22 protein-coding genes are annotated in these 23,681 nt (G+C 58.2%); 13 read left to right on the forward strand and 9 right to left on the reverse strand.

Translation table 11 applies throughout. From position 1 onward, the window contains the following. Window positions 1-191: 191 nt before the first annotated feature. A complete protein-coding gene (locus V1T76_RS15070) occupies window positions 192-740 on the reverse strand; it encodes a hypothetical protein (RefSeq protein ID WP_330561498.1) in 549 nt (182 codons plus the stop codon). A 111-nt stretch (window positions 741-851) separates the two neighbouring features. After that, window positions 852-1,736 carry an SDR family oxidoreductase gene (locus V1T76_RS15075; RefSeq protein WP_330561499.1) on the reverse strand — a complete coding sequence of 295 codons (885 nt, stop codon included), beginning with the start codon at window positions 1,734-1,736 and terminating at the stop codon, window positions 852-854. Window positions 1,737-1,857: 121 nt separating this feature from the next. Between V1T76_RS15075 and V1T76_RS15080 the strand changes: the two genes are divergently transcribed. After that, window positions 1,858-2,292, forward strand: a complete 435-nt coding sequence (locus tag V1T76_RS15080) for a DUF1489 family protein (RefSeq protein ID WP_006936292.1) — start codon at window positions 1,858-1,860, stop codon at window positions 2,290-2,292. 10 nt (window positions 2,293-2,302) lie between these two features. Here the strand turns inward: V1T76_RS15080 and V1T76_RS15085 are convergent, their stop codons facing one another. Beyond that, window positions 2,303-2,908, reverse strand: coding sequence for a TetR/AcrR family transcriptional regulator (locus tag V1T76_RS15085; protein WP_330561500.1), 606 nt, complete (start codon window positions 2,906-2,908; stop codon window positions 2,303-2,305). Window positions 2,909-2,988: 80 nt separating this feature from the next. Between V1T76_RS15085 and V1T76_RS15090 the strand changes: the two genes are divergently transcribed. The 3 genes from V1T76_RS15090 (at window position 2,989) to V1T76_RS15100 (ending at window position 5,325) form a co-directional block, all read left to right on the forward strand. Beyond that, window positions 2,989-3,630, forward strand: coding sequence for a DUF2306 domain-containing protein (locus tag V1T76_RS15090; protein WP_330561501.1), 642 nt, complete (start codon window positions 2,989-2,991; stop codon window positions 3,628-3,630). A 101-nt stretch (window positions 3,631-3,731) separates the two neighbouring features. After that, window positions 3,732-4,472: a VWA domain-containing protein gene (locus V1T76_RS15095; protein WP_330561502.1), complete on the forward strand. Its 741-nt coding sequence runs from the start codon at window positions 3,732-3,734 to the stop codon at window positions 4,470-4,472. A gap of 145 nt (window positions 4,473-4,617) precedes the next feature. Then, a complete protein-coding gene (locus V1T76_RS15100; protein ID WP_330561503.1) occupies window positions 4,618-5,325 on the forward strand; it encodes a DnaJ domain-containing protein in 708 nt (235 codons plus the stop codon). 17 nt (window positions 5,326-5,342) lie between these two features. Here V1T76_RS15100 and V1T76_RS15105 read toward each other — a convergent pair whose 3' ends face one another. After that, window positions 5,343-6,980, reverse strand: coding sequence for a serine hydrolase (locus tag V1T76_RS15105; RefSeq protein WP_442970127.1), 1,638 nt, complete (start codon window positions 6,978-6,980; stop codon window positions 5,343-5,345). Window positions 6,981-7,634: 654 nt separating this feature from the next. Between V1T76_RS15105 and V1T76_RS15110 the strand changes: the two genes are divergently transcribed. From V1T76_RS15110 to V1T76_RS15145, 8 genes are all read left to right on the forward strand, one after another. Next, window positions 7,635-7,967: a phasin family protein gene (locus V1T76_RS15110; RefSeq protein ID WP_330561505.1), complete on the forward strand. Its 333-nt coding sequence runs from the start codon at window positions 7,635-7,637 to the stop codon at window positions 7,965-7,967. 398 nt (window positions 7,968-8,365) lie between these two features. Next, a complete protein-coding gene (gene clpS / locus V1T76_RS15115) occupies window positions 8,366-8,698 on the forward strand; it encodes an ATP-dependent Clp protease adapter ClpS (protein ID WP_031268357.1) in 333 nt (110 codons plus the stop codon). 12 nt (window positions 8,699-8,710) lie between these two features. Then, a complete protein-coding gene (clpA, locus tag V1T76_RS15120; RefSeq protein ID WP_330561506.1) occupies window positions 8,711-11,158 on the forward strand; it encodes an ATP-dependent Clp protease ATP-binding subunit ClpA in 2,448 nt (815 codons plus the stop codon). Between the two features lie 238 nt (window positions 11,159-11,396). Further along, window positions 11,397-12,101, forward strand: coding sequence for an SDR family oxidoreductase (locus V1T76_RS15125; RefSeq protein WP_330561507.1), 705 nt, complete (start codon window positions 11,397-11,399; stop codon window positions 12,099-12,101). A 124-nt stretch (window positions 12,102-12,225) separates the two neighbouring features. Next, entirely contained in the window at window positions 12,226-12,987 is a 762-nt protein-coding gene (locus V1T76_RS15130) for an AzlC family ABC transporter permease (RefSeq protein ID WP_330561508.1), read from the forward strand. Further along, entirely contained in the window at window positions 12,987-13,361 is a 375-nt protein-coding gene (locus V1T76_RS15135) for an AzlD domain-containing protein (RefSeq protein ID WP_330561509.1), read from the forward strand. The genes V1T76_RS15130 and V1T76_RS15135 overlap by 1 nt, the downstream gene beginning before the upstream one ends. Window positions 13,362-13,446: 85 nt before the next feature. Then, the gene (locus V1T76_RS15140; RefSeq protein ID WP_330561510.1) at window positions 13,447-14,097 is read left to right on the forward strand and encodes a glutathione S-transferase family protein; all 651 of its coding nucleotides are present in this window, start codon (window positions 13,447-13,449) and stop codon (window positions 14,095-14,097) included. A 336-nt stretch (window positions 14,098-14,433) separates the two neighbouring features. Next, the gene (locus V1T76_RS15145; RefSeq protein ID WP_330561511.1) at window positions 14,434-16,047 is read left to right on the forward strand and encodes an ABC transporter substrate-binding protein; all 1,614 of its coding nucleotides are present in this window, start codon (window positions 14,434-14,436) and stop codon (window positions 16,045-16,047) included. Between the two features lie 87 nt (window positions 16,048-16,134). On the opposite strand, the gene V1T76_RS15150 is transcribed toward V1T76_RS15145, so the two are convergent. From V1T76_RS15150 to V1T76_RS15165, 4 genes are all read right to left on the reverse strand, one after another. After that, entirely contained in the window at window positions 16,135-16,563 is a 429-nt protein-coding gene (locus V1T76_RS15150) for an HIT family protein (protein WP_330561512.1), read from the reverse strand. A 296-nt stretch (window positions 16,564-16,859) separates the two neighbouring features. Next, complete coding sequence (locus tag V1T76_RS15155) at window positions 16,860-20,279, reverse strand: acyl-[ACP]--phospholipid O-acyltransferase (protein ID WP_330561513.1); 3,420 nt, start codon at window positions 20,277-20,279, stop codon at window positions 16,860-16,862. 102 nt (window positions 20,280-20,381) lie between these two features. Beyond that, entirely contained in the window at window positions 20,382-20,663 is a 282-nt protein-coding gene (locus V1T76_RS15160; protein ID WP_330561514.1) for a YiaA/YiaB family inner membrane protein, read from the reverse strand. Between the two features lie 15 nt (window positions 20,664-20,678). Then, window positions 20,679-21,362 carry a PspA/IM30 family protein gene (locus tag V1T76_RS15165; protein WP_330561515.1) on the reverse strand — a complete coding sequence of 228 codons (684 nt, stop codon included), beginning with the start codon at window positions 21,360-21,362 and terminating at the stop codon, window positions 20,679-20,681. 126 nt (window positions 21,363-21,488) lie between these two features. Between V1T76_RS15165 and V1T76_RS15170 the strand changes: the two genes are divergently transcribed. Continuing rightward, window positions 21,489-22,076 carry a TetR/AcrR family transcriptional regulator gene (locus V1T76_RS15170; protein ID WP_330561516.1) on the forward strand — a complete coding sequence of 196 codons (588 nt, stop codon included), beginning with the start codon at window positions 21,489-21,491 and terminating at the stop codon, window positions 22,074-22,076. An 80-nt stretch (window positions 22,077-22,156) separates the two neighbouring features. Here V1T76_RS15170 and V1T76_RS15175 read toward each other — a convergent pair whose 3' ends face one another. Continuing rightward, on the reverse strand, window positions 22,157-23,638 hold the full coding sequence (locus V1T76_RS15175) for a protein adenylyltransferase SelO (protein WP_330561517.1): 1,482 nt from the start codon (window positions 23,636-23,638) through the stop codon (window positions 22,157-22,159). Window positions 23,639-23,681 lie beyond the last annotated feature (43 nt).

Consider the following 23,681-nt stretch of genomic DNA (forward strand, 5'->3'; position numbering starts at 1 on the left):
GGCATTGACGATGGTTCTTCTGTTCAACGATGTTGAAAGTGCACAACAAGCCGTCGCCGCCGCCAAATAAGCCAGCGGGACGCAAGGAAAACAAAGGCGCAGCGTGAGGCTGCGCCTTTTGTCGTTTTGAAGGCCGATTTATTGCTCTGCAGCAACCTTCCAGACAGGCCTTCAAAAGCTCTTGTCCGGTGTTAATCAGGTTGGGTCAGGCTGGATGAAAACGAAATTTCAGGCCTGTCCGAAGGTCCGTAGAACTGCCTGAATTCCATTTGCCGCACCACTGTCTTGTCATTGGGATGGCTGATGAGAAACGCCGTGTAGGCGCGGTCACCCAGAGGCAGGAGCACGAGTTGGACTAGCCCGGACCCGGGCCAGTCAAGCTCCGCGCCCCAGGCGGGAACATCTGCCGGATCGTCTTTTCCGAAAAGCGCACGGACGTCGATGTCGTGGAGCAGGGCCGTGCCGTTGGCATCCCAGGTGAGCGCGGCAAGGCCACGGTCCAGAGGAAACAGAGTGAGCAGCGCGCCGTTGATCTCGACCTTCAGGCGGTTCGCGGCGTCTCTTTCAATCAGTGCGGTGCCTTCGCTCATGTCCGTTTCAAGTGCAACACGCTCACCGTTGCTCTGAACAAAGCCTTCCGTATTGACCACCTTGAAGATGCCAACGGGAACGGCGACTTCCGCCTGCAGTGGCACGACGGAAGCGATAAAGAGCAGCAATGAAATGAGTGTACGAAACACGCCCGGACCCTGTTTTGGAATTTGGCCCGACCATACATCTTCAAAACTTTAGAAAGTCTTTGCCCGATACCGGAGTCGCTGTGTTTTTCTGCGAAAACTCAAGGTTATCGTCTATTTTGACAGGGATACCACCAGATCTTCTATTGTAGAATGCTCCGGCTGCCAGCCAGTTGCTCTTTGGGCATGGCTGACGTCAACGGATTGCGACAAGGCATAGCCGGCAGCCCAGTCGGTAAGCGGTTCGGCAGCCTCAGGCGCGGGAACCGTCTCGATCTCAAGCGGCAGCCCATGGCGGGCCGAAATATGCGACGCCAGGTGACCGACGGAAATACCTTCAATGCAGCTTGCTATCAGGGACATCCGGAACCGGGCATTCTTGAGTGCGAGCGTGTAGAGCGCTGCAAGATCGTTGATTTCCACCAGCGGCCACTTTGTCTGGGCGGTCGCACGGGTTTCAAAGGGCCGGCCTTCCTTGAGCGCGTCTGTCATCAAGGCAATCGGCCCGGTTGTCTGGCTGCAGGCGAGCGCCGGGTGAATGACCGTGAGATTGAGATCCGTGCCGTGCGACAGGGTTCTGATCGTCTCGGTCATGAATCGAAACGCAGGCAGGGGAGCGAACTGGGTTTTCTCGCTCAGTAGCTGGCTTCCCACCGTTGCGGGAAAAAGCCAGATGCCGCCTGTATAGATGATCTTGAGCGGCTGCTTGCGGTGTTTAGCGGCTTGCTTCAGAGCGAGCATGCTCTGCCGGTCGACCCGCCCCATATCTTCCGAGAAGGTCGCGCCAAGATGGATGACGGCATCGCACGAAGCTGCCCTGGATACCCAGCTTTCCGGCGCGCGCAGATCACCGGGATAGGCGCTTGCGCCAGACGCCCGGAGCTTGGCTGAAGACGCGTCTGAGCGGGCCAGACCGATTACCCTGGCACCGTCCTGAACCAGCCGCTTTACCACAGCAGAACCGATCTCGCCGGTTCCACCCGTTACAAATACTTCCATGCGCAAAGAGAACCCCGTTCTGGTTAGCGGCGCAAGCTGAAGCTGCCCGGGACGGGCGACAATCCACCGCCGTTTTCTGCCACAATCTTGACCTTGGCCGGAAGCCTGCTAGGTGAGAAGCATGACCTTGCATCTGGTAAAACTGTGCGTCGGCGCGGACAGCGTCGAGTCCCTTCAGGCCTGGATTGATTTTCGCATGGACAATGCCCGCAAAACCGGGCTTCCGGCGGAAACGATCCATACGACGCGCATGGTGCCAACCCGAAAGGACGAGCTTCTGGACGGTGGCTCCCTGTACTGGGTAATCAAGGGCAAGATCCAGGTGCGCCAGCACCTTATCGACATCCGACCGTTCACGGACCAGGCGGGTGTCAAACGCTGCGATCTGGTCATGGAGCCGAGACTGATCCTGACACAGTTCCAGCCCAAGCGTCCGTTTCAGGGCTGGCGCTATCTGAAAGCGCAGGATGCTCCCGCAGACCTGAAGGCCGGCGGAGCGGCGCAGGCAATGCCGGAGGATATGCGGCGGGACCTGACGGAACTCTGCCTGCTTTGATCGGCCGAGATCAGCCGGAAGCCTGCAAAGCCTTGTGAAGATGCCCCATGAGTGTGCTGAAGTCCGGCCAACCACGCCCAAGGCCTGGATTTTCCTTCTTGCGCGTCATGGCAAGATGCGCATAGCCATGCACCAGAGACCAGACGAGGATCTCGATTTCCTCCGGGTCAGTCCCTTCAGGGATCAGCGGTGCGCATGTTTCGCGCAAGATCGCATAGGATCTTGAGGTGTGAAGAGCAAAGTCCTCATCGGTTTCGTTGAACTTCTGTCCCGAAAAAATGAACAGGAACAGCTCAGGGTGCTCGGTTGCGAAATCCAGGTACCCCTGACAGATGGCGCTCAGCCGCTCTGTTGCCGCAGGAGCGGACGCCTCGAGCCGCTTTTCCATGGCCTCACAAAACAGAGCAAACCCACGCGCGGCAATTGCTGTCGACAGGCCCGTGATATTCTTGAAGTGATAGCCAGGGGCAGCATGTGAAACGCCGGCCTTGGCGGCGCACTCGCGCAAGGAAAGCTTGTCCGGACCGCGTTCGCGCAACAGAGCCACACCCGCATCTACCAAAGCCATTCTCAGATTGCCGTCTCGTTTGCGGCGGGAGGGGGAAGAAACTGTCATGGGATCTTCATCGGCGATCTGCTTGACAGTGTCAAGTTTTGCTTTATCTTGACACTGTCAAGTTAGCTTGGAGAGGCGGAATGACGATGGTTTCAAGGTTTGCTGCAAGCATAGCCTTCTGGACAGCAGCCGTTAGTGCTGCCCTGGTTGCCGTGGCTTCATTGAGGTTCCTGGCGTTGGGGGTATCCGCGTCGATGGATTTCGTGGCGCATAATCTCGATGGAAATGCGCTGATGCTTTATGCCCACATAGGTGTTGCACCGATCGCGCTTGCGTTGATGCCGTTTCAATTCATGACCCGGCTGCGCGCATGCCGGCCGAATCTGCACCGCTGGATGGGCCGCGGGTATGTTGCGGCAGTCCTGGTCGCTGGTCTTGCGGGGTTGCAGCTTGCCTTTCACACGACGGCGGGGAGTTTCGCTGCAACAGGCTTTGCGCTTCTTGCGGTCTTGTGGATGCTAACAACCGGTATCGCGCTGGTTTTTGCCTTGCAGCGGAACATTCCGCGTCACCGCGCCTGGATGCTGCGTTCTGCCGCTCTTACCTTCGCTGCTGTCACGTTGCGGGTTTACCTGGGAAGCAGCATGGCGGCAGGTCTCGACTTTCAAATCGCCTATCCGCTCATTGCCTGGCTGTGCTGGCTGCCGAATGCGGTTGTCATGGAAATCTATCTTCAGTTTGTTCGTCCCAGACGCTCGCACCTGGTTTCTGCTGCTGCCTGAGAACAGTGGGCTGCACCATGTCGCAGTCCTTGGGCTGAGACTTGCCAAAACGGTTTCCCGGACCCAATTTGACTGTCATGAACAGGCAGAAGGAGGCGGCCGTGAACGTGAAGACCGGCAAAGGCACGGTAGACCCGATGGTCCGGCAGGAAACCGGGGTGCCTTCAGCTGCTTCCGAAGTCGCCGCCTTTCTTCGCAAGGCAGAGCAAATCGCGCCGCAACCTGGCAGCGGGGGGCGTCTCGTGTTTGCCTTGGATGCCACCATGAGCCGCCAGCCGACCTGGGACCAGGCCTGCCAGATCCAGGCCGAGATGTTTCAGGAAGCGGGCAAGATTTCCGGCCTCAATATCAAACTCGTCTATTTTCGCGGTTTTGGAGAGTGCCGGGCCTCCCGCTGGTTTGACAGTGGAACCGAACTTGCGCAGGCCATGAGCCGCATTTCCTGCCAGGGCGGGCGGACACAGATCCGCAAGGTGCTTTCAGCCGCGCTGACGGCTGCCAATACCGAAAAGATCGCCGCGCTCGTTTATGTGGGCGACTGCATGGAAGAGGACGTCGATGCCTTGTGTGACAAGGCGGGCCAGCTTGGCCTTCTCGGCGTACCTATGTTCCTGTTTCAGGAAGGTCGAGACGCGGTGGCAGAGCGCGCGTTTCGCGAAATGGCCAGGCTCACCAACGGCGCCTTTTGCCGTTTCGATTCCGGCTCGGCTCAGCAACTGGCAGATCTCCTGAAAGCGGTTGCCGTTTTTGCCAGCGGCGGGCGAACGGCGCTCCAGAAGCTGGAAAAACAGGGTGGCAAGGGCGCAACGCTTTTGCTGCAGCAGTTGCCTTCCGCCCGTTAGGCCTGGAAGGGAAGGGACTGCGTTTCCTTGCTGTAGCCTTTGTCACAGGTTTACATAACCGGAAAGATTCAACACGTGACTGGATTAGGGCCGCTGCATCCATATGGCACAGGCCCGGGCCGGCGAACGGGGACCCCACCGCCACATGATTTATCTGATTATCGGCTTGATAGCGCTGACCGCCCTATTGACCCTTGGCAACACGTTCGTGAACGCCAATCCGGCGAAGCTTGCCAGGGGATTGCGCCTGTTCGCGGGCGGCTTTCTTATGGTCGTGGCGCTGATCTTTGCACTGACCGGACGGTTCCTGTTTGCCATCCCGCTTTTCGGGCTTGGTTTGTCCGTCCTGGGGATGTCCGGTCTTCCGTGGCTTTCATCAGGTTACAAGCCTCAGAAAACCTCCGGACAACGCTCGCGCGTGCGAACCGCCATGGTCGAGATGGAACTTGATCACGATACCGGTGCCATGACCGGAACCGTGCTTGCGGGCACCTTTCAGGGGCGCGAGCTGGACGAGCTGACCGAACCGGACCTTGAAGCCTTTTGGCAGGAAACAGCCCAGGACGGTCAGAGCCAGAAACTAGTCGAAGCTTATCTCGACCGCAGGCTTCCCGGATGGCGTGAACACTTCCAGGCGGATGGAGCAGAGCGGGAGGGAAGCCCGGCGAGCTCGGGCCCCATGACAGATGAGGAGGCCTACCAGATCCTGGGGCTTTCGCCCGATGCCGGGGACGCGGAAATTCGAGCTGCGCACCGCAGGCTTATGATGCGAGTCCATCCCGACCAGGGAGGCTCCGGTTTCCTCGCGGCGAAAATCAACGAGGCTAAAGACACGCTTCTCAGAAGACATTGACGGCATCCGTTACGCGGTTACTGGTAGATGGCGAAGCAAGCGTATTTTGCCTTTTTCAAGCTTTTGCAGGCATTCCACGCAGCTGTTTTGGTGTCGAAGCCGACAAAACGGGCGCGGTAAAGCGTCTGTCCGTTGGTATCGACGGGTTCGGTGTAGGGGACCCGGCCCCGCAGGGCGGCTCCGGTTCTGGCCTTGGCATCCTTCAGCATGGTGATGGCCTGGCTTTCGGATTCGGTTGCAGCGATCTGGACCTGCCAGCCCGGCTCGACATCGCGGGTATCGCTTGTCGCAACCGTGACGCTGTCGTCGTCGCTGCTGTTGTCGGCAGATACGGTTTCCGGTGCAGCCACGGTCTCAACAGGTGTGGTGTTGATTGCGATCGTCTGAACAGAGACCGTTTTGACCGGCGACGCGGAACCAACGGCGCGCTGTGCGCCGCCTGCCTTCGCGCCTTCGGACTTGGCGGCTTCAATCAGGGCAGCTCTGGAAATCGAATTGGTGTTCAGCGGCTCGTCCGGGCTTGACGGCGGGATTGGCGGCAGTGCGGTTGCAACCGCAAACGTGCTGTCAAACCGTTGCTTCACGAGCTTGGGCGGCAGCGGTACGTCGTCGCCAAAGCCTGGAACCGGAGCCGGCGTCTGGACCGAAGCCGTGACAGGTGCATTGGATGCAGTCACCAGGACGGGTGCAGGAGCCGGTGTCGGAATGGCAGAAGCTTTGGTCGGGGCAGTGAAGGCCAGTACCATCGGCTCACCCGACGCCGGCACCGGGTCGTTGCCGGGTTTGAAGTTCGGCAACGGCGGGTTCTTGAGCGCAACTGCAACATATGCCGGTTCTGAAACGTTCTGGACGATCAGCGGCGCCGTCTTCGGACCACGGCTTGCCTTGGGCAGATAGGTGTTGATGAGCTTTGTCATCTGGGCGTTACGAGACGCGCCGGTCCTGCCACCCATGACAACGGCAACAATGTGCCTGCCGTCCCGGTTGACCGAGGTTACAAGGTTGAAGCCGGAGGCGCGGATGTAACCGGTCTTGATTCCGTCGACACCCTTCACGCGGCCAAGCAGCTTGTTGTGGTTGCCGTATGTACGTCCCTTGTACTTGTAGGCCCGGGTCTTGAAGTAACCGTAATACTGCGGAAACCGTTCCTGAATGGCGCGGCCAAGCGTTGCCATGTCCCGCGCCGTGGTGCGCTGACCGTTGTCCGGCAGGCCGTGCGGGTTGCGGAATGTGGTCTTCGACATGCCGATCTGACGCGCGGTGCGGGTCATGCGTTCGGCGAATTTCTTTTCAGAGCCGCCAAGGTTTTCCGCAATGACGGAGGCAACGTCGTTGGCTGACTTGGTGACCAGTGCAAGGATTGCATCCTTGACCTTGATGGTGCCACCGGGTTTGAGGCCCAGCTTGGAGGGCGGCCGCGCGGAAGCGTAGCTGGAAACACTCAGATTGGAGTCCAGCGACAGCCGTCCGGCTTCCAACTCCTCAAACACCAGATAAAGGGTCATGATCTTGGTGAGAGAGGCGGGATACCTGTAGGAATCTGCCGATGAGGAGTAAAGTGTCTTGCCGGTTTTGGCATCGACGACGATCCCCGCATATTTAGGGTTGGCCATCGCCGTTGCCGGCAGCCCCAAAAGCACAAGGCCGAGGGTCAAGAACTTTGCGGTGCGGGCGAGAGCTCGCCCTTTGCGAAAAATACGCATCCCAAACACAATTACTATCCCATTCCGGGTCACGTGGGTTGTCTCTGGAGCGGCGCGTTTTGGATCTTAACCCCCTGCGATTCAGAACCGCTGCCCCGTCGTTCTCCATGCCATTTGATGGAATTACGGTTACGAATGGGTAAATGAATGATCGAAAAACCACTTAAAAAAATAGTTTTTTGATAGAGTTAATTGTTGGTTAAGGTTGCAATTTTTCGTATCTCCAAGTAGTTTTTTTATAAAATCTTCTTTGCTCACGTTCATATTGTTAATGTTCCGTTTATTATCAGTTGTTTTTGTTTTGAATTGGGCCACGTGTAAGCATCAGGCCGCTATCTTGGTTAGGGTTGGATGTTTCCTTCTTCAGGTTGCTGTTATTTGTCCGTGTTTTGGTCGCTGTTTTTCAGGCATAAGTGCGATGACTCACGCTGCGAAAGAAAAATTAAATTCGCGTAATGGTTGTTTTTGCAATGCAAAATCGCCTTGACAGTTATTGTGCAGTGCATTATCACAAAATCTCGTTAGGTAACGCTATGCGCGCGCCGGACCGCCCCATATGGCCGATGCTTGGGATTGGATGCCGGTTCGCCGGAGAAGGGCAGAAAAATGATGAACAATTTCGATGAACTGCAGAAGATGAGCAAAGACAACATGGACATGGCCATGGCGTCTTTCGGCTCCGTCAGCAAGGGTTTCCAAGCCATCGCCGCTGAAATGGCCGACTATCAGAAGAAGTCTTTCGAGGAAGGTTCTGCAGCTGTTGAGAAGCTCGTTTCCTCCAAGTCCCTCGACAAGGCTTTCGAAGCGCAGGCCGATTACGTCAAAACCGCTTACGAAGGTTTTGTCGGCGAAATGACCAAAATCGGTGAAATGGTCACCGATATGTCCAAAGATGCCTACAAGCCTTACGAAGGCGTGATGGGCAAGCTTGCGAAATAAAGTTCCCTTTTAGCCGTCGCAGGGCGGCTTGAAGTCTGAAACCCGGCTCATGCGAGCCGGGTTTTTTCGTATATGCACAGGTTTACCGCCGAAAAACGGCCCAGGCTGCCATTTCGGACCGCATTTTGAAATGCGTTCTCTTGCCACCTTTTATTCATTGTCAGGCAACCTACATTCCTCTTGACCGGCAGCGCTTGGACTACAAATGCGCTGTTGACCTTTATGTTGATGAAATCGACCATTGCGCGAGCGCGGCTTGCGCGGCAGGATTACCACTGAGAATGCGTATTCGCGGCGCAGTCCATGCTGCGGAAAGCTCTGGACCAGCTGCGCAGGGCAGAGTGTTCAGGATTCGAAATTTGGTGATGGCCGGAGTGATAGAGGCAAAAGAAACGGCAATGTCGGCGGGCTCTGATTATGACAATGACGGTGGCGACGCCGGAACGGTTACAGTCACCCGTACCAAAACAGTAACCAAGCGGCCAAATCTCTATCGAGTGCTGCTGTTGAACGATGACTACACTCCGATGGAGTTCGTTATTCACGTTGTGGAGAACTTCTTCCAAAAAAACCGCGAAGAGGCGACCCGCATTATGCTGCATGTTCACCATCACGGCGTCGGGGAATGTGGAATCTATTCCTACGAAGTCGCGGAGACTAAAGTCACCCAGGTGATGGATTTTGCGCGCAAGCATCAGCATCCGTTGCAATGCGTCATGGAAAAAAAGTGAGGACAAACGCACGTGCCTTCCTTCTCACGCAGTCTAGAAAAAGCACTCCACCAGGCTCTGGCCTTCGCCAATGAGCGGCAGCAGGAATATGCAACGCTAGAGCATCTTCTGCTGGCCTTGCTTGACGACCAGGACGCGGCTGCGGTCATGCGAGCTTGCAACGTGGATCTGGATACGATCCGCCGCAACCTGGTTGAATATATCGAAACCGAGCTGGACAACCTTGTCACCGACAGTGACGAGGATTCCAAGCCGACCGCCGGCTTCCAGCGCGTCATTCAGCGGGCGGTTATCCACGTTCAATCGTCCGGCCGGGAGGAAGTGACCGGCGCCAACGTGCTCGTTGCGATCTTCGCCGAGCGCGAAAGCCATGCTGCCTACTTCCTGCAGGATCAGGACATGACCCGTTACGACGCGGTCAACTATATCTCCCACGGCATCGCCAAACGTCCCGGCATGTCCGAGGCTCGTCCTGTCGAAGGGGCGGATGAAGAAGATGTGATGCCCGGAGCTGAAACCGAGAAGAAGTCCAGTCAAAAGACGGACGCTCTTGAAGCTTACTGTGTCAATCTGAATACCAAGGCCACCAATGGCAAGATTGATCCGCTGATCGGGCGCGACAGCGAAATTTCGCGCACGATCCAGATCCTGTGCCGCAGGTCGAAGAACAATCCGCTCTTCGTCGGCGACCCGGGTGTGGGCAAGACCGCCATCGCGGAAGGTCTGGCGCATCGCATCGTCAATGGCGATGTGCCGGATGTCCTGAAGGATGCCACGATCTTTTCGCTCGATATGGGCTCGCTGCTGGCGGGGACCCGCTATCGCGGCGATTTCGAGGAGCGGCTGAAGCAGGTGGTCAAGGAGATCGAGGACTATCCGGGTGCGGTGATGTTCATCGATGAGATCCATACTGTGATCGGCGCCGGTGCAACCTCGGGCGGGGCGATGGATGCGTCCAACCTCCTGAAGCCGGCGCTGGCTTCCGGCGCGATCCGCTGCATCGGTTCGACGACCTACAAGGAATACCGCCAGTTCTTCGAGAAGGACCGGGCTCTGGTTCGCCGCTTCCAGAAGATCGACGTCAACGAGCCGTCGATCCCGGATGCAATCGATATCCTGAAGGGTCTGAAGCCCTATTTCGAGGACTTCCACAAGGTTCGTTACACCAACGATGCCATCAAGGTGGCCGTGGAACTGTCGGCGAAATACATTTCCGATCGCAAGCTGCCGGACAAGGCGATCGACGTGCTGGATGAAACCGGTGCCTCGCAGATGCTTGTTCCCGAAGCTCGTCGCCGCAAGACCATTGGCGTGAAGGAAATCGAGAACACGATCGCGACCATGGCCAGGATCCCGCCGAAGTCCGTTTCCAAGGACGACGCGGAAGTTCTGGAAAACCTTGGCAAGGATCTGAAGCGGGTTGTCTACGGTCAGGACGAGGCCATCGGAACGCTGGCGTCCGCCATCAAGCTGGCGCGCGCCGGCCTGCGGGAGCCCGACAAGCCGATCGGCAGCTATCTGTTCTCCGGCCCGACAGGCGTTGGCAAGACGGAAGTTGCGCGGCAGCTCGCGTCTTCGCTGGGGGTCGAACTGATCCGGTTCGACATGTCCGAATACATGGAGCGGCATACCGTGTCGCGCCTGATCGGTGCACCTCCCGGCTATGTCGGCTTCGATCAGGGCGGTCTGTTGACCGACGGTGTTGACCAGCATCCGCACTGCGTGCTGCTGCTGGACGAGATCGAAAAGGCCCATCCGGACCTGTTCAACATCCTGTTGCAGGTGATGGACCACGGCAAACTGACCGACCACAACGGCAAGCAGGTCGATTTCCGCAATGTCATTTTGATCATGACCACCAACGCCGGTGCTGCGGATATGGCCAAGATGCCCGTTGGCTTCAACCGGATGAAGCGGGAAGGCGACGACGCGGAAGCGATCAACAAGCTGTTCACGCCGGAATTCCGCAACCGCCTCGATGCGATCATTCCGTTCGGCAATCTGCCGATGGAAGTCGTCTACAAGGTGGTCGAGAAGTTTGTCATGCAGCTGGAAGTCCAGCTGGCTGACCGCGGTGTGACCTTCGAGCTGACCGAGGATGCCGTCAAATGGCTTGCCGACAAGGGCTATGACAGCCAGATGGGTGCTCGCCCGCTTGGGCGGATCATCCAGGAGCATATCAAGCGGCCGCTGGCCGACGAGGTGCTGTTCGGCAAGCTGAAGAAAGGCGGGATGGTCAAGGTTACCGTGTCCGAGGACGGCAAGGGTCTGCTTCTTGAAAGCATCGAGGAGCGGGCGACACCGCCCAAAGCAAAGGCGAAGACCGAAGCCAAGGCCAAGCCGAAGCGCCGGCGCAAACCCGCCGCCAAGGCCGCGGCCGCCAAGGATACCAAGCCGCCGGCTGGCAAGAGCGGCCCGTCAAAGAAAAGCCTTGTCCCCAAGGTTCCCCTGGCCGACTGAGGTCAAGCAAATATCAGATCGGAAAGGCCCCGGAGAGATCCGGGGCCTTTTTGTTTTGGCCAGCGCAGACGATTGATGACGCTTGAGTTGGCCCGTGGGCAGTGCGTTGAGCACACTGTTGGTCAGGCGAGCGGCGTTGGTCTCATTCATCTTTGGAATTGGAACCATTCAGGAAAATCATTTGCAGCAGCCGGGTCACCCGCCTAGCTAAGAAGCAGACACTTTCGGGAGACTGGATATGAGCGATACCAAGGTTGCCATGATCACCGCAGGCGGGTCCGGCATGGGCGCCGACGCCGCAAGACGGCTGGCCGCGGATGGGTTCCAGGTCGCTATCCTGTCGTCGTCCGGCAAGGGGGAGGCGCTTGCGGAAGAACTGGGCGGCGTCGGGTTCACCGGGTCCAACCTTGTGACGGACGACCTGACCTCTTTCGTCAAAAAGACGTTGGACTCGCTTGGCCGGATTGATGTTCTGGTCAATTCGTCCGGACACGGTCCGAAAGGCGACATTCTGGAAATCTCCGACGAGGACTGGCACCTCGGCATGGACTATTATTTGATGAACGTCATTCGCCCGGCGCGCCTCGTCGCTCCGGTCATGGCAGCACAGGGCGGGGGAGCGGTGATCAACATCTCCACCTTCGCCACCTTCGAACCGGATCCGCTGTTTCCGACATCCGGTGTGTTCCGGGCAGGACTTGCCAGCTTCACAAAACTGTTTGCAGACAAGTTTGCCGCAGAGAACGTGCGCATGAACAATATTCTGCCGGGCTTCATCGACAGCCTGCCGGAGAAGGAAGACCGCCTGGCCCGGATCCCCATGGGCCGCTACGGCCGCGCCGACGAGATTTCCAGTCTGGTTTCCTACCTTGCCAGCGACGCGGCAGCCTATATCACAGGACAGAACATCCGCATTGATGGTGGACTGACGCGGTCTGTGTGAGGGAAGGTCAATATTGGATCGCAGGGTCTTAAGAGTCGAACTGTTTCACCCTTTGGGACTCTGGACAGAAAATCTCCAAAAAGGTAAGGCTACCTTACTAACTGCCCAGAGATGAGTCAGCTTGATGACGGCTCCTGATCAGCCAGAAACCACCCAGAACCTGCAACACCCGCCGGAGCATGCCCGGGTCTGGATGACGCGTGGGGCGCGGGCGGCGGTGTCTATTCCGGCGTTTATTCTGACCGCGGCGTTTGTCGGCTATGCGGGGCTTGCCCGGGAAACAGGGCTGACGCTTGTCGAGACCCTGGCGATGACCGGGTTCGTCTGGGCGCTGCCTTCCATCGTGGTTCTTACCGGCGCTATTTCTTCCGGAATGGGAATGATTCCTGCGGGAATTGCCGTAGCTCTTGCCTCTGTCCGTTTGATGCCGATGACCATGGCCTTGATGCCGCTGATCAAGGTGCCCGGCAAGACCAGGACATGGCAGTTGCTGATCGCTTCTCATTTCGTGGCGGTGACCGCCTGGGTGTTTGCGATGAAGCATCTGCCGGATATGCCAAGGGAAGGGCGCTTGCCGTTTTTCCTTGGTTTCGGTGGGGCGGTGACCAGTTTCGTTTTCTGTATGACCGGTGTCTCCTACCTGCTGGTGGAAAGCATGCCGGGCATAGTGGCGGGCGCCTTGTTCCTGCTGACGCCGGTCTATTTCCTGTGTTCGCTCTGGGGGGCAGCGCGGCTCAATGCAGACCGGGCGGCGATGGTCGCGGGGCTGCTGCTCGGGCCGGTCTTCTTCAGCTATCTGCCCGGGCTCGATCTGCTCTGGACCGGCCTTGTCGGCGGCACGATTGCCTATCTGGGGACACGTATCCTGCGCAGGGGGCTGTCTTGATGGATGGATCAACGGCAGGCGGATTGGTTTCCGAAACCTGGTGGCCCTTGGCTATGATCATCGTCGCCGGCTGGTTTGCAACCGACGTCTGGCGCTGGCTGGGGGTCTTTGCCGGTGGCAGGCTGCGTGAAGATGGCGAACTGCTGATCTGGGTGCGCTGTGTCGCGACTGCTCTGGTCGCCGGGGTGATTTCAAAGCTGATCCTGTTTCCGCAAGGCGTCCTGGCCGAGACGCCACTCTGGCTGCGCCTGGCTGCTGCCGGTTTCGGTTTCGCCTCGTTTTTTGCCGCCCGTCAACGTGTCTTTGTGGGCGTGCTTGCCGCCGAAGTTTTCCTTGTTGCTGGCTGGCTCCTCCTCGACGCAATGGCTTCCTGATCCAAATCGATTTCCCGTGTTCATTTGCTCGCCAGATGGGGTAGGTTGAAGGGAACGGTGATTGTACCCGGTCAGGGAGAGCGAAATGACGGATCAGGTCGAACTCTTTTACGCACCGCAAACACGTGCCACTGGTGTGCGCATTCTCCTGGAAGAGCTGGGAGCGCCCTACAAGCTGAACGTGCTCAACCTTAAACTGGGGGAAAACCGGTCGCCCCAATATCTTCAGGTAAACCCTGCGGGGAAAGTTCCGGCGCTGCGTGTCGGCGAGGCGGTGATTACCGAACAAGTTGCGATCTATCTCTACCTGGCAGATCTTTTTCCCGAAAAGGGGCTGACACCCGCGCTGGACGATCCGCTGCGCGGGCCTTATCTGCGCTGGTTTGTCCACATGGCCTCCTGCTTCGAGCCGGCCCTGATCGACCGTGCGCTGAAACGTGAAGAACCGCCGCATTCGATGTCGGCCTACGGGTCCTTCGACACGGTTATGGAGAATATGCGTATCCAGCTTTCCAAGGGCCCGTTCGTTCTTGGGGAGCGTATGACGGCTGTCGACATCCTTTGGGGCGTCGGAATAAGGTGGGGCATGATGTTCGGCATCGTGCCGGAATTCGAAGAATTCACGAGATATGTCGAGTGGTTCTCCGAGCGGCCTTCGGTGGTGAAGGTGCTGCAGGAGGATCAGAATATGGCCAGGGAACAAGAAGACGCTGCTGTTCAAGCCGGCGTTGCCTAGGCTCTTCGTCGAGCCGGCGTTTTTCCAAAATATCCCGGATAATCGGTCAGCCTGCCAGAAGCCTGTCTGCCGACATGCAGCCAAATTCAACGACTGCCGCAATTTGCCTTGCCGCGATGTTTCCAGTCGTGCGCTGCCCCGTCAGCAGTTACCACCAAAACTATCCGTAATCCTGACAGGACAAACTATTGCTGCGCACTATCTAAGGAAACGTCGGTTTTGCGTTACTAAACTTCGAATGGCGGATGATCGGATCAAACGTGACCGACCTAAAGTTAACGATTGAAAGCAGGTCGAAGCCGAATGGATGACGATTAACTTGGAGGTAATTGGACGATGAAGGACAAGTTCAAAGATACGGAAATGCTGGAAAGACTGGCAGACGCTGCAAAGTCCGGCCGCATTTCCCGCCGCGATTTCCTGAATTATTCCATGGCTGCCGGTGTCGCAGCTTCCGCCGCAACCGGGCTCTGGACCACGAAAGCCAGGGCGCAACCAAAGCAGGGTGGAACCTTCAAGGTCGGCATTCATGACGGCAACACATCCGACACCCACGATCCGGGCACCTATCTCACCATCGCCATGATTGTTCTGGCGCATACTCACCGCAGTTACCTGACCCTGATCGAGCCGGACGGCTCTCTGGGGCCGGATATTGCTACCGAATGGTCGGCGAACGAGGATGCGACGGAATGGACCTTCAAGCTCAACGAGAATGTCACGTTCCACTCCGGCCGCAAAATGTCGGCAGATGACGTCATCGCGTCGATCAACCATCACCGCGGCGAGAGCACAACCTCTGCTGCCAAGGCGTTGCTGACCGATGTGGTGGATATCGTCAAGGATGGCGACAATGCGATCGTCTTCAAGCTTTCCTCCGGAAATGCCGATCTGCCGTGGCTGATGACCGATTACCATCTCGTGATCTGCCCGGCGAACGAGGACGGCACCATCGACTGGGCCTCGGGTGACGGCACAGGTCCGTACAAGATCGAGGACGGTGATTTCGGGGTCAGGTTCTCGCTGTCGCGTCATGACGGCTGGCATCTGGATGGGGCGCATTTCGATGGTGTGGAACTGATTGTTCTGACCGATCCGAACGCCCGCCAGACGGCCCTTGTCACTGGCGACGTGGATGCGGTTTCGCTCATCGACCTGAAGACGATGGGTCTGCTTGCGCGGAACCCGAACCTGGAGATCGACAATGTGCCGTCTGCCTCGACGCTCACGATGCCGATGTTCTGCGATACGGCTCCGTTCGACAACAAGGATGTTCGCAACGCTTTGAAGCTTGCGATGAACCGCGACGAGATCATCGAAAAAATCGCCTTCGGGGCAGCGACCAAGGCGAATGATTTCCACCATTCGCCGGCCATGCCCTATTGGCCGGACGACATTCCGCAGCACGACTACGATCCGGATCAGGCTAAGTCGCTGTTGAAGAAGGCCGGGGCCGAAGGATTGTCCATCAGCATTTCCTCGGCGGAATCCATCTATTCCGGAGCGGTTGACCTCTGCGTTCTCTATGCCGAACAAGCCAAGGCAGCGGGCATAGACATCAAGGTCGTACGCGAACCGAACGACGGATATTATTCGGATGTCTGGCTGAAGAAACCTTTCTGTGTGGTGGCCTGGGGCGCGCGGCCGACACCGGATGTGATGTACTCGCTGGCCTACAAGTCTGACGCCGCCTGGAACGAAAGCCATTGGCAGAACGAACGCTTCAACGAGTTGCTGTTGATGGCCAAGGCCGAGCTGGACGACGCCAGGCGGGCGGAGATGTACCGGGAAATGGCAATGCTGGCACATGACGACGGCGGCACGATTATCCCGTTCTTCCGAAACTTCGTCTATGCCCGCCGAAGCAACGTCCAGCATGGCGAGCAACTGGCATCGAGCTGGGAGCTCGATGGGGCCAGAGCCTGCAGCCGCTGGTGGTTCTACAGCTGATCGAAGAACAATGAAAAGCGCCCGCCCGGTCTCAAGCCGGGCGGGCGTTTTCGTTGTGTTTTGATTGGTCTGAGGACGTAGCCAGGTTCAGGCCAGCGCAGCCCGGATTTTTTCAGCTTGAGACGACAGAAGGTCGTTATCGGCCATATCGCCGGTATGGGGTTTCAGCGATACGCCCTCAAAGCGCGGAATGACATGGACGTGCGTGTGGAACACCACCTGGCCACCGGCAGGCTCGGAAAACTGCTGGATGGTGGTGCCATCGGCATCAAAGGCCTTGATCACCGCTCTGGCCATCGTCTGGGCCGTGGCCATCACCGCGTTGAGATCGTCCTGGGCAATGTCCAGAATGTTGCGGGAAGGGGCCTTGGGGATCACCAGAACATGACCGTCGCCGCGTGGCATGATGTCCATGATCACCAGTGTCTTGTCGTCTTCGTAAACCTTGTGGCTCGGCAGTTCGCCGCGCAGGATCTTGGCGAAGACATTCTGGTCGTCATAAGCGGGTGTGGACATGGTTCAATTCCTGTCTGGTAGGCAAAAGATTTCGCGAAACGATGTTACTGGGCAAGTTGCCCCAACACTGTAGGGCCGATCAACCAGGGTTTAATCGACTGCGGCCGGATTCCACACCCAAGTTGGGAAATCCCTCAAGGGTGTTCACCTGCAATTCTGGATATGAGACTGGCCGGTGACCAAACGCAATCAGTTTCAAAGGAACCGGCCGGAGGATCAGTTCCGGCACTGAGGCGGGAAGAGCCACCACCAGCGCCGGATCAATGCTGCAACAGATCATTGTCATGAGCCAAGCGTCAGGCAGCTTCACCCAGTTCGGATCCGTCCTTGACAAGTTTCGCAACCGCTGCGAAGTCCAGCTTGCCGGAGCCCAGGACCGGCACCTTGGAGACCACACGGACTTCTGCCGGTATCATCAGGTCCTGCGCGCCGCGGGCTTTTGCCCCTTCAATGAAGGCGGCACGGTCCGCGTCCGGATTTTCCGTCACAAGCACCAGCTTCTCGCCCTTGCGTGCATCCTTGACGGCAGCGACAGCTGACAGGTGCTGCGGCCAGATCTGGCCCGCCAAGGCTTCCACGGCGGACAGAGACACCATCTCACCGGCGATCTTGGCAAAGCGCTTGGCGCGGCCTTTGATGATGATGTAGCCGTCGTCGTCGATTTCGACGATGTCGCCGGTATCGTGCCAGCCATCGACCAGAGGCTCGACCACACCCGGATTGTCGGCCTTCAGATAGCCGACCATGACGTTCGGCCCTGAAACATGCAGTCTGCCACCTTCTTCCACACCAGGCACAGGTTCGAGACGAGCCTTCATTCCCGGCATCAGTTTGCCGACCGTGCCCGGACGATTGTACATCGGTGTGTTGAGCGCGATGACCGGCGCGGTCTCGGTCACGCCATAGCCTTCCAGAACCCGCAGGCCGAAGCGTTCCTGATAGATCTGACGCGTTGACGGTTTGACGGGCTCTGCGCCTGCAAAACAGTAGCGCAGGGAGCGGAAGTCATAGGCATGGGCGACACGGGCATAGCCGTTCAGGAAGGTGTCGGTGCCGAACAGGATCGTTGCGTTGGAGGTGTAGATCAGCTCCGGAACGATCCGGTAATGCAGCGGCGAGGGATAGAGATAGACCGGCACGCCGGAAATCAGCGGCAGGATGGTGCCTGCCGTCAGGCCAAAGGAATGGAACATCGGCAGCACGTTGAACACCTTGTCGTTTGGCGTGAAGTCGACCCGGGCAGCTGCCTGCGTGGCATTCGACAGAATGTTCCTGTGTGTCAGAACAACGCCCTTGGGTGTTCCCTCCGATCCCGAGGTGAAAAGGATCACTGCCGTATCGTCGGCCTGGCGTTGCACCAGGGGACGGCTTTTGGTCAGGAGGCCGCGGATCTTGTCAGCAAATCCGATTTCAGCGCGCAGGTCTTCCATCCAGATGACGCGAACGTGGTCCTCAAGGTTTGAGGCCAGTTGCTCCAGCCGCGCCTGCTTGACGAAGGCACGGGACGACAACAGCGTGCGAACCTCTGCTGCGCGGCATGCGGCGAGAATGTTTTCCTGTCCGGCCGTGAAATTGATCATGGCAGGCACCTTGCCGGCGGACATGGTCGCCAGAACGGTCACGGCAGCACCATTGGCATTGGGCAGCATGATCCCGAGGGTTTCTTCACCGCTGGTATGTTGCATCAGCTTGCGGCCAAGCACGGAGACACCTGTCAGCAGTTTGCCCGCACTCAGCTTGCCGGATACCGGATCTTCCAGCGCCAGTTTGCCGTGGCCGTGTTCTGCGGCTGTGGCGATCACCTTTTCCAGAATGGTTACGTCTTCCGTCAGGCTGGTTTCAAACATCAGTTCTGACATGACGCCATAAAGCTTGGCACCGGCTGCCGCGCGGCGTTGACGGCCTCTCAGGTCGTCATTGAGGTCCAGGCGGGTCGGTTCCATAATCGTTACCTTCACTTTGGGGAACAGACGTTTGCGGATCTGGCTGGGGTTCAGATAGGAGAACGGCGTTTTCTCCAGGCCGTCGATGCGGATCGGGACGATCATGGCACCGGTCTTGTCGGCCACCATGGCCGCGCCGTCGTAGACTTTCATCAAGCTGCCGGTCACGGTCAGCCGGCCTTCCGGGAAGATCACCATCGGTTCGCCGGAGTTCACGACCTTGATCAGTGCGCGTGTGGCCATGGGTTTTGTCGGGTTGATCGGCAAAGCGTTTGCAAGGTGCAGGAAGGGTCTTACCCACCAGCGCTGCGCGATGTCATAATCGATCGCAAAGGACGGCTTCTTGTCGGTCAGGGTCAGTGCCAGCCCTGCATCCAGCAAGCTGACGTGGTTCAAGGCCAGGATCGGCGCTTCGCCGGCTTTTTCCAGATTTTCCATTCCCTTGACTTCCATCCGGAAGATGGCGCGATAGAGGATCGAAATCGCATCGCGCAGCGGATTGGTCGGCAGGATCTTCAGCATGACCAGTGCTGTGACGAGGTTCAGTCCGGCCAGCGCGAGAAAAATTGCGGGAACGGAAAATCCAAGTTTCTGGGCCCCTGCCAGCAGAACTCCGCCAACCGTCATCAGGGCTGCGCCAAGAGCATTGGAGGCTGCAATCCGGCGGGCGCGGACTTCTGGCTTTGCCCAGGTCTGGAGCGCTGTGAAGGTGGGGACAACCAACAAGGCACCGGAAATGGCAAGTCCTGCCATATCGATGCTGAGACGTATGACGCCTTCATGTGTCAGAAACTCCTGCAGGCTCGACGCGGTTGTTGCGACCGGCAGGCCAGCCAGGGTCAGCGAGGCGTCGAGACAGAAGAGCGCCAGCAGGAAGGTTCCGACGGGGGCCGGCAGGAGGACGACGCGGCCAGCCAGAAGCCAGGCGGCAATTGCTGAGCCGATTCCGATCGAGATGGCGAAGACCGTCAGGAAATAGGTGACGGCGATTTCCTCACCGCCCAGGAACGTTTTGACCATCAGCGGCAGCAGCGCGAGCACCATGGCGCCGATGAGCCAGAACCAGGCATTCATCAGGGCAGCCAGAAACAGACGACGGTCGGACGCCAGGTCCCGCACGACGCGCCATGTCGAGGTGGCAAGGTTCCAGTCAACATTCAGGCCGGGAGCCGCGGCGGGTGCAGAGGGGATCTGACGGCTCAGCGCATAACAGCCAAGTGCCAGTGCTATCATCACCGGAGCGAAGATCAGGGTAGGAGCACCGGTGCTGAATAAAAGCCCGGCGGAAATCGTGCCGCCCAGAATTGCCAGGAACGTGCCGGCCTCGATCCAGGCATTGGCGCGCGGCAGGCTGGCCGCCGGAAGGTGGTCCGGAAGAAGCCCGTATTTGACGGGACTGAACAGGGCGGACATAGCACCGAATAAGAACAATGCGGCAAAGAGGACGGGCAGGGAGGAGAGGGCCATGCCTGCAACTGCCAGGCCGGCGCCGGCGATTTCGACCAGTTTGGTCACCCGCGCGATGCGTCTTTTGTCGAACTTGTCCGCCAGCTCACCCCCCAGCGCCGACAGAAACAGGAAGGGAGCGATGAAGACCGCTCCGGCCAGCGAGATCAGAACGCCGGTGTTGCCACCGTCCGCTGCCTGTCCCCCGACCTGGAACAAAATCAGGAACACCAGGGCGTTTTTCAGGAAATTGTCGTTGAACGCGGAGAAGAACTGCGTCCAGAAGAGCGGAGCGAAACGCCGGGATGTCATCAGTGGAGCGCTCATAAGGTCCTCCTTCGAAGCTGCCGTTGTTTCGGCTGCTGCATAACCTTCGGTGTAAAAATCCCGGGCGGAGCTAAAAGGTCTCCGCCCGGTTTGAAACCGGGATCAGACGTGTTCCGGCTTGCTGATGTCCATCAGCAGTTTTTCTGTTTTCGCGTCTTCCAGACGGTTGTGAAACTTGCTGGCTTCCTCGCGGTCACGCAGCGTCTTGGTCAATGTTACCGCAGTATGGACAAGCATGATCGCGGCCATGGTGTAGAAACCCTTGGCGGAGAAACTCGCCTCCAGGTTCCAGATACCGAGGGCCATCATGATAGCGGCAATGGCAAAGCTGCCCGCGGTAAAAATGGTCCAGTTGTTGGAATGTTTGACTGTTGCTTCCTGCATGGTCTTGTCCTCGTGTTAGCTGCTTTTTTCCAGAAGAAGGGGTAGGTCGGATCTCAGGCGGGCGAGCACGTCGTCCGCTCTGGTTTTCACAGGCGCGCCGCATCCTGCGTCGCCCAGTTTTTCGATAACCGCGCTCGGACTATCTGCTGCCGAAAGGGCCTTGAATTCCTGCTCGGTAAGGTGATCGCGCTCCTGGCGCCGGCGGATCTCCTCCAGCTTGTCTTCGGCAACGGCGAGGGCCGACTGGCCTGTCGTTGAGCCGAATGACTGCGCTTTCTGGATCTGGTCCCGAACTTCCACCGTGCGTTCGCCGCGCTTCAGGGCGCGCAGACGGCTCTGGGCGCGGTGCAGGGTTTCGGTGAGGCTTGAAAGCTCGCCGTCGAAGGAATGGATTGCTTCTTCGAGAGCCGTCTTTTCGTCTTCCAGCAACGCAATGGCTTCCGCTGCCTCTCGAGCAAGGGTCTCAAGACCTTTAAGCAGGGCGTTACGAGCCCGGTTTTCAAGATCTTCAAGGGATGCATTGATTTGCGACAGCCGCTTGCGGTCCTGCTGCTGTTCTGCCTTTGCGCGGGCAAGAGCAACCTGGGCAGTGCGGACGGATGCCGCGGCTGTGCGGGTGTTGATCGACAGGAGAGCAAGGGACTGGCTGTCCCGGCTTTCCTCTGCGCTGGCTAGAAACAGCGCCTTCAGTTGGTTCATGAATGGCTCAAACATCGTGCCTCTCTCAAAAGGTGAACGTTGTTCACTATTTGACAAAGCCACATCATTTTGATTAGGTCAAGAAGAAAAATGAACAAGGTTCACTTTTGAGGTGCGATACGGTTAATGGCCGGAGTTCAAAAAGCTAAAAGCGAAGAAACCCATCGTCGTGTTCTTGAGGCGGCGATTGCCGCCGTGGAAGCGGGGGGTATGGAAGCGGTCAACATCAGAAAAATCGCGGCCGATGCCGGTTATTCCGTCGGGTCGGTCTACAAGCATTTCGAGGATCAGGATGCGTTGCTGCTTGCGGTCAACTCGGTGACCCTTGGGCGCATCAAGGATCTGATGGCATCGAAGGTCGAAACCGTGGACGAGCCATTGGCGCGCCTGAAAGTGCTGGCACTGGCCTATCTGGGGTTTGCGCGTGACAACCGTAATCTCTGGATGACCCTGTTCAGCCACCAATTGCCTGAAGGCAAGGCGGTGCCCGAGTGGCACATACAGGAAAACATCGCGCTCCTCGGCTTCATTGCAGCGCCCCTGCGCGAGCTCGATCCCACTATGCTGGATGAAGACCTTGCCGCGCGCACTCGCACAGCCTTCGCTGCCGTGCATGGTCTCGTCACGATCAGCCTGGAAGCGCGTTTCGTTGGCCTGTCTGGCGAAAAGCTGGAAGAGGAAATGAACTTTCTGGTCGAGCGCCTGGCCGGCTAGAACGACATTGCCAGCTTATCGCGCAAAAGCTCGCCTGAGCTTCAAGCCCCGGAAAACGTCCGTTAGCGGAAAATCTCTGGTCACGTGCCGCAAAAAGTCTGGTAGGGGCCAAAGGCAGCAGGTGCGGGGAGTGCATAGGCCTCAAAGCCGGATTTCTCTTCATATGGAGATTTAAGAATACCCAGTAAGGTATTGACCAGGTGATACTCTCCGGCCTCTGCGCTTTGAAGGGCTTCTTCCACGAGATGGTTTCTGGGAATGTAGACGGGATTGACGCTGTCCATTTCTGCCTTGATCTCAGCGACGGCTCTGCCTTCCCTTTCAAGGCGTTGCCTCCAGCGCTCCAGCCAGCCATCAATCTGTGCCGGGTTCATGAAGAGATCACGCAGCTTTTGTGGGTTGCCGACAGCAGCTTCCGCGAGATGCCGGAAGAACAGCGTATAATCGACCGATTGCTCCTGCAGCGTCGAAAGCATGGTTTCGAAGAGATCCTGATCATCTTCCACTTCGCTCTGCAAGCCGGTTTTCGCACGCATACCGCTGAGCCATGCAGAGCGGTAGAGGTCGGGGAAGCGGGCGAGTTCCGTGCTTGCCAGATCGACTGCCTTGTCCGGATCGTCGGGCTGGATCAGAGGCAGCAGCGTTTCTGCAAGGCGCGCAAGGTTCCATTGCATGATAACGGGCTGGCGGCCGAAGGCATAACGCCCACCATGGTCGATGGAACTGAACACGGCGGCCGGGTCGTATGCGTCTATGAAGGCGCAGGGGCCGTAGTCGATTGTTTCGCCGGAGATCGTTGTGTTGTCGGTGTTCATCACACCGTGAACGAAGCCAACCAGGACCCATTTGGCCATGAGTGCAGCCTGTCGCTCGACCACACCCCGGAAGAGCCGCAGGTATCTGTCTGATTGTCCTTCGAGATCCGGAGCATGGCGGGCTATGGCATAATCTGCAAGCTGGCGCAGTTTGTCGGTTTCGCCGCGTGCCGCGAAATATTGGAATGTTCCGACGCGCAAATGGCTTGCCGCCACGCGCGTCAGCACCGCGCCGGGTTTCGGACCGTCCCTGTATATCGTTTCTCCCGTTGTCACCGCAGCGAGCGCCCGCGTCGTCGGAATGCCCAAAGCATGTATGGCCTCACCGAGGATATATTCGCGCAGAACAGGCCCAACCACCGCCTTGCCATCGCCACCACGGGAGAAGGGGGTCGGACCTGACCCTTTCAACTGAATGTCCTTGCGATTGCCGGCGCTGTCGATGATCTCGCCGAGAAGAAGCGCGCGGCCATCCCCGAGTTGCGGCGAGAAGCCACCGAACTGGTGGCCGGCATAGACCTGAGCAAGAGGTGAGGCGCCGTCGGGCTGTCTGACACCGGCAAAGATCTCGGCACCTTCCGGCGTTTCCAGAAGGTCTGCGTCCAGGTTGAGGTCTGCTGCGAGATCGCGATTGAACAGGATGAGTTCAGGAGCGGGCACTTTGGCGCCTTCCCAGGCCACGTAGAAACCGGGCAGATCCCGTGCGTAGGAATTGTCGAACTGGAAAATGGGCGGTCGGGCGGTCATGGAACCTACTGTGGTCAATGGGACTGGTTTGTAACGCCTAATA

It is taken from the genome of Roseibium sp. FZY0029 (genome assembly GCF_036350355.1).
In the GTDB taxonomy this organism is placed as follows: Bacteria; Pseudomonadota; Alphaproteobacteria; order Rhizobiales; family Stappiaceae; genus Roseibium.

Coding starts and splice junctions, on each gene's coding strand:
- V1T76_RS15150 (WP_330561512.1), bottom strand. CDS start 16,563: ATGTCCACACCCGCTTATGACGACCAGAATGTCTTCGCCAAGATCCTG.
- V1T76_RS15155 (WP_330561513.1), bottom strand. CDS start 20,279: ATGAGCGCTCCACTGATGACATCCCGGCGTTTCGCTCCGCTCTTCTGG.
- V1T76_RS15170 (WP_330561516.1), top strand. CDS start 21,489: ATGGCCGGAGTTCAAAAAGCTAAAAGCGAAGAAACCCATCGTCGTGTT.
- V1T76_RS15075 (WP_330561499.1), bottom strand. CDS start 1,736: ATGGAAGTATTTGTAACGGGTGGAACCGGCGAGATCGGTTCTGCTGTG.
- clpS (WP_031268357.1), top strand. CDS start 8,366: ATGTCGGCGGGCTCTGATTATGACAATGACGGTGGCGACGCCGGAACG.
- V1T76_RS15125 (WP_330561507.1), top strand. CDS start 11,397: ATGAGCGATACCAAGGTTGCCATGATCACCGCAGGCGGGTCCGGCATG.
- V1T76_RS15110 (WP_330561505.1), top strand. CDS start 7,635: ATGATGAACAATTTCGATGAACTGCAGAAGATGAGCAAAGACAACATG.
- V1T76_RS15145 (WP_330561511.1), top strand. CDS start 14,434: ATGAAGGACAAGTTCAAAGATACGGAAATGCTGGAAAGACTGGCAGAC.
- V1T76_RS15140 (WP_330561510.1), top strand. CDS start 13,447: ATGACGGATCAGGTCGAACTCTTTTACGCACCGCAAACACGTGCCACT.
- V1T76_RS15085 (WP_330561500.1), bottom strand. CDS start 2,908: ATGACAGTTTCTTCCCCCTCCCGCCGCAAACGAGACGGCAATCTGAGA.
- V1T76_RS15100 (WP_330561503.1), top strand. CDS start 4,618: ATGATTTATCTGATTATCGGCTTGATAGCGCTGACCGCCCTATTGACC.
- V1T76_RS15160 (WP_330561514.1), bottom strand. CDS start 20,663: ATGCAGGAAGCAACAGTCAAACATTCCAACAACTGGACCATTTTTACC.
- V1T76_RS15135 (WP_330561509.1), top strand. CDS start 12,987: ATGGATGGATCAACGGCAGGCGGATTGGTTTCCGAAACCTGGTGGCCC.
- V1T76_RS15080 (WP_006936292.1), top strand. CDS start 1,858: ATGACCTTGCATCTGGTAAAACTGTGCGTCGGCGCGGACAGCGTCGAG.
- V1T76_RS15130 (WP_330561508.1), top strand. CDS start 12,226: ATGACGGCTCCTGATCAGCCAGAAACCACCCAGAACCTGCAACACCCG.
- V1T76_RS15090 (WP_330561501.1), top strand. CDS start 2,989: ATGACGATGGTTTCAAGGTTTGCTGCAAGCATAGCCTTCTGGACAGCA.
- V1T76_RS15175 (WP_330561517.1), bottom strand. CDS start 23,638: ATGACCGCCCGACCGCCCATTTTCCAGTTCGACAATTCCTACGCACGG.
- V1T76_RS15165 (WP_330561515.1), bottom strand. CDS start 21,362: ATGAACCAACTGAAGGCGCTGTTTCTAGCCAGCGCAGAGGAAAGCCGG.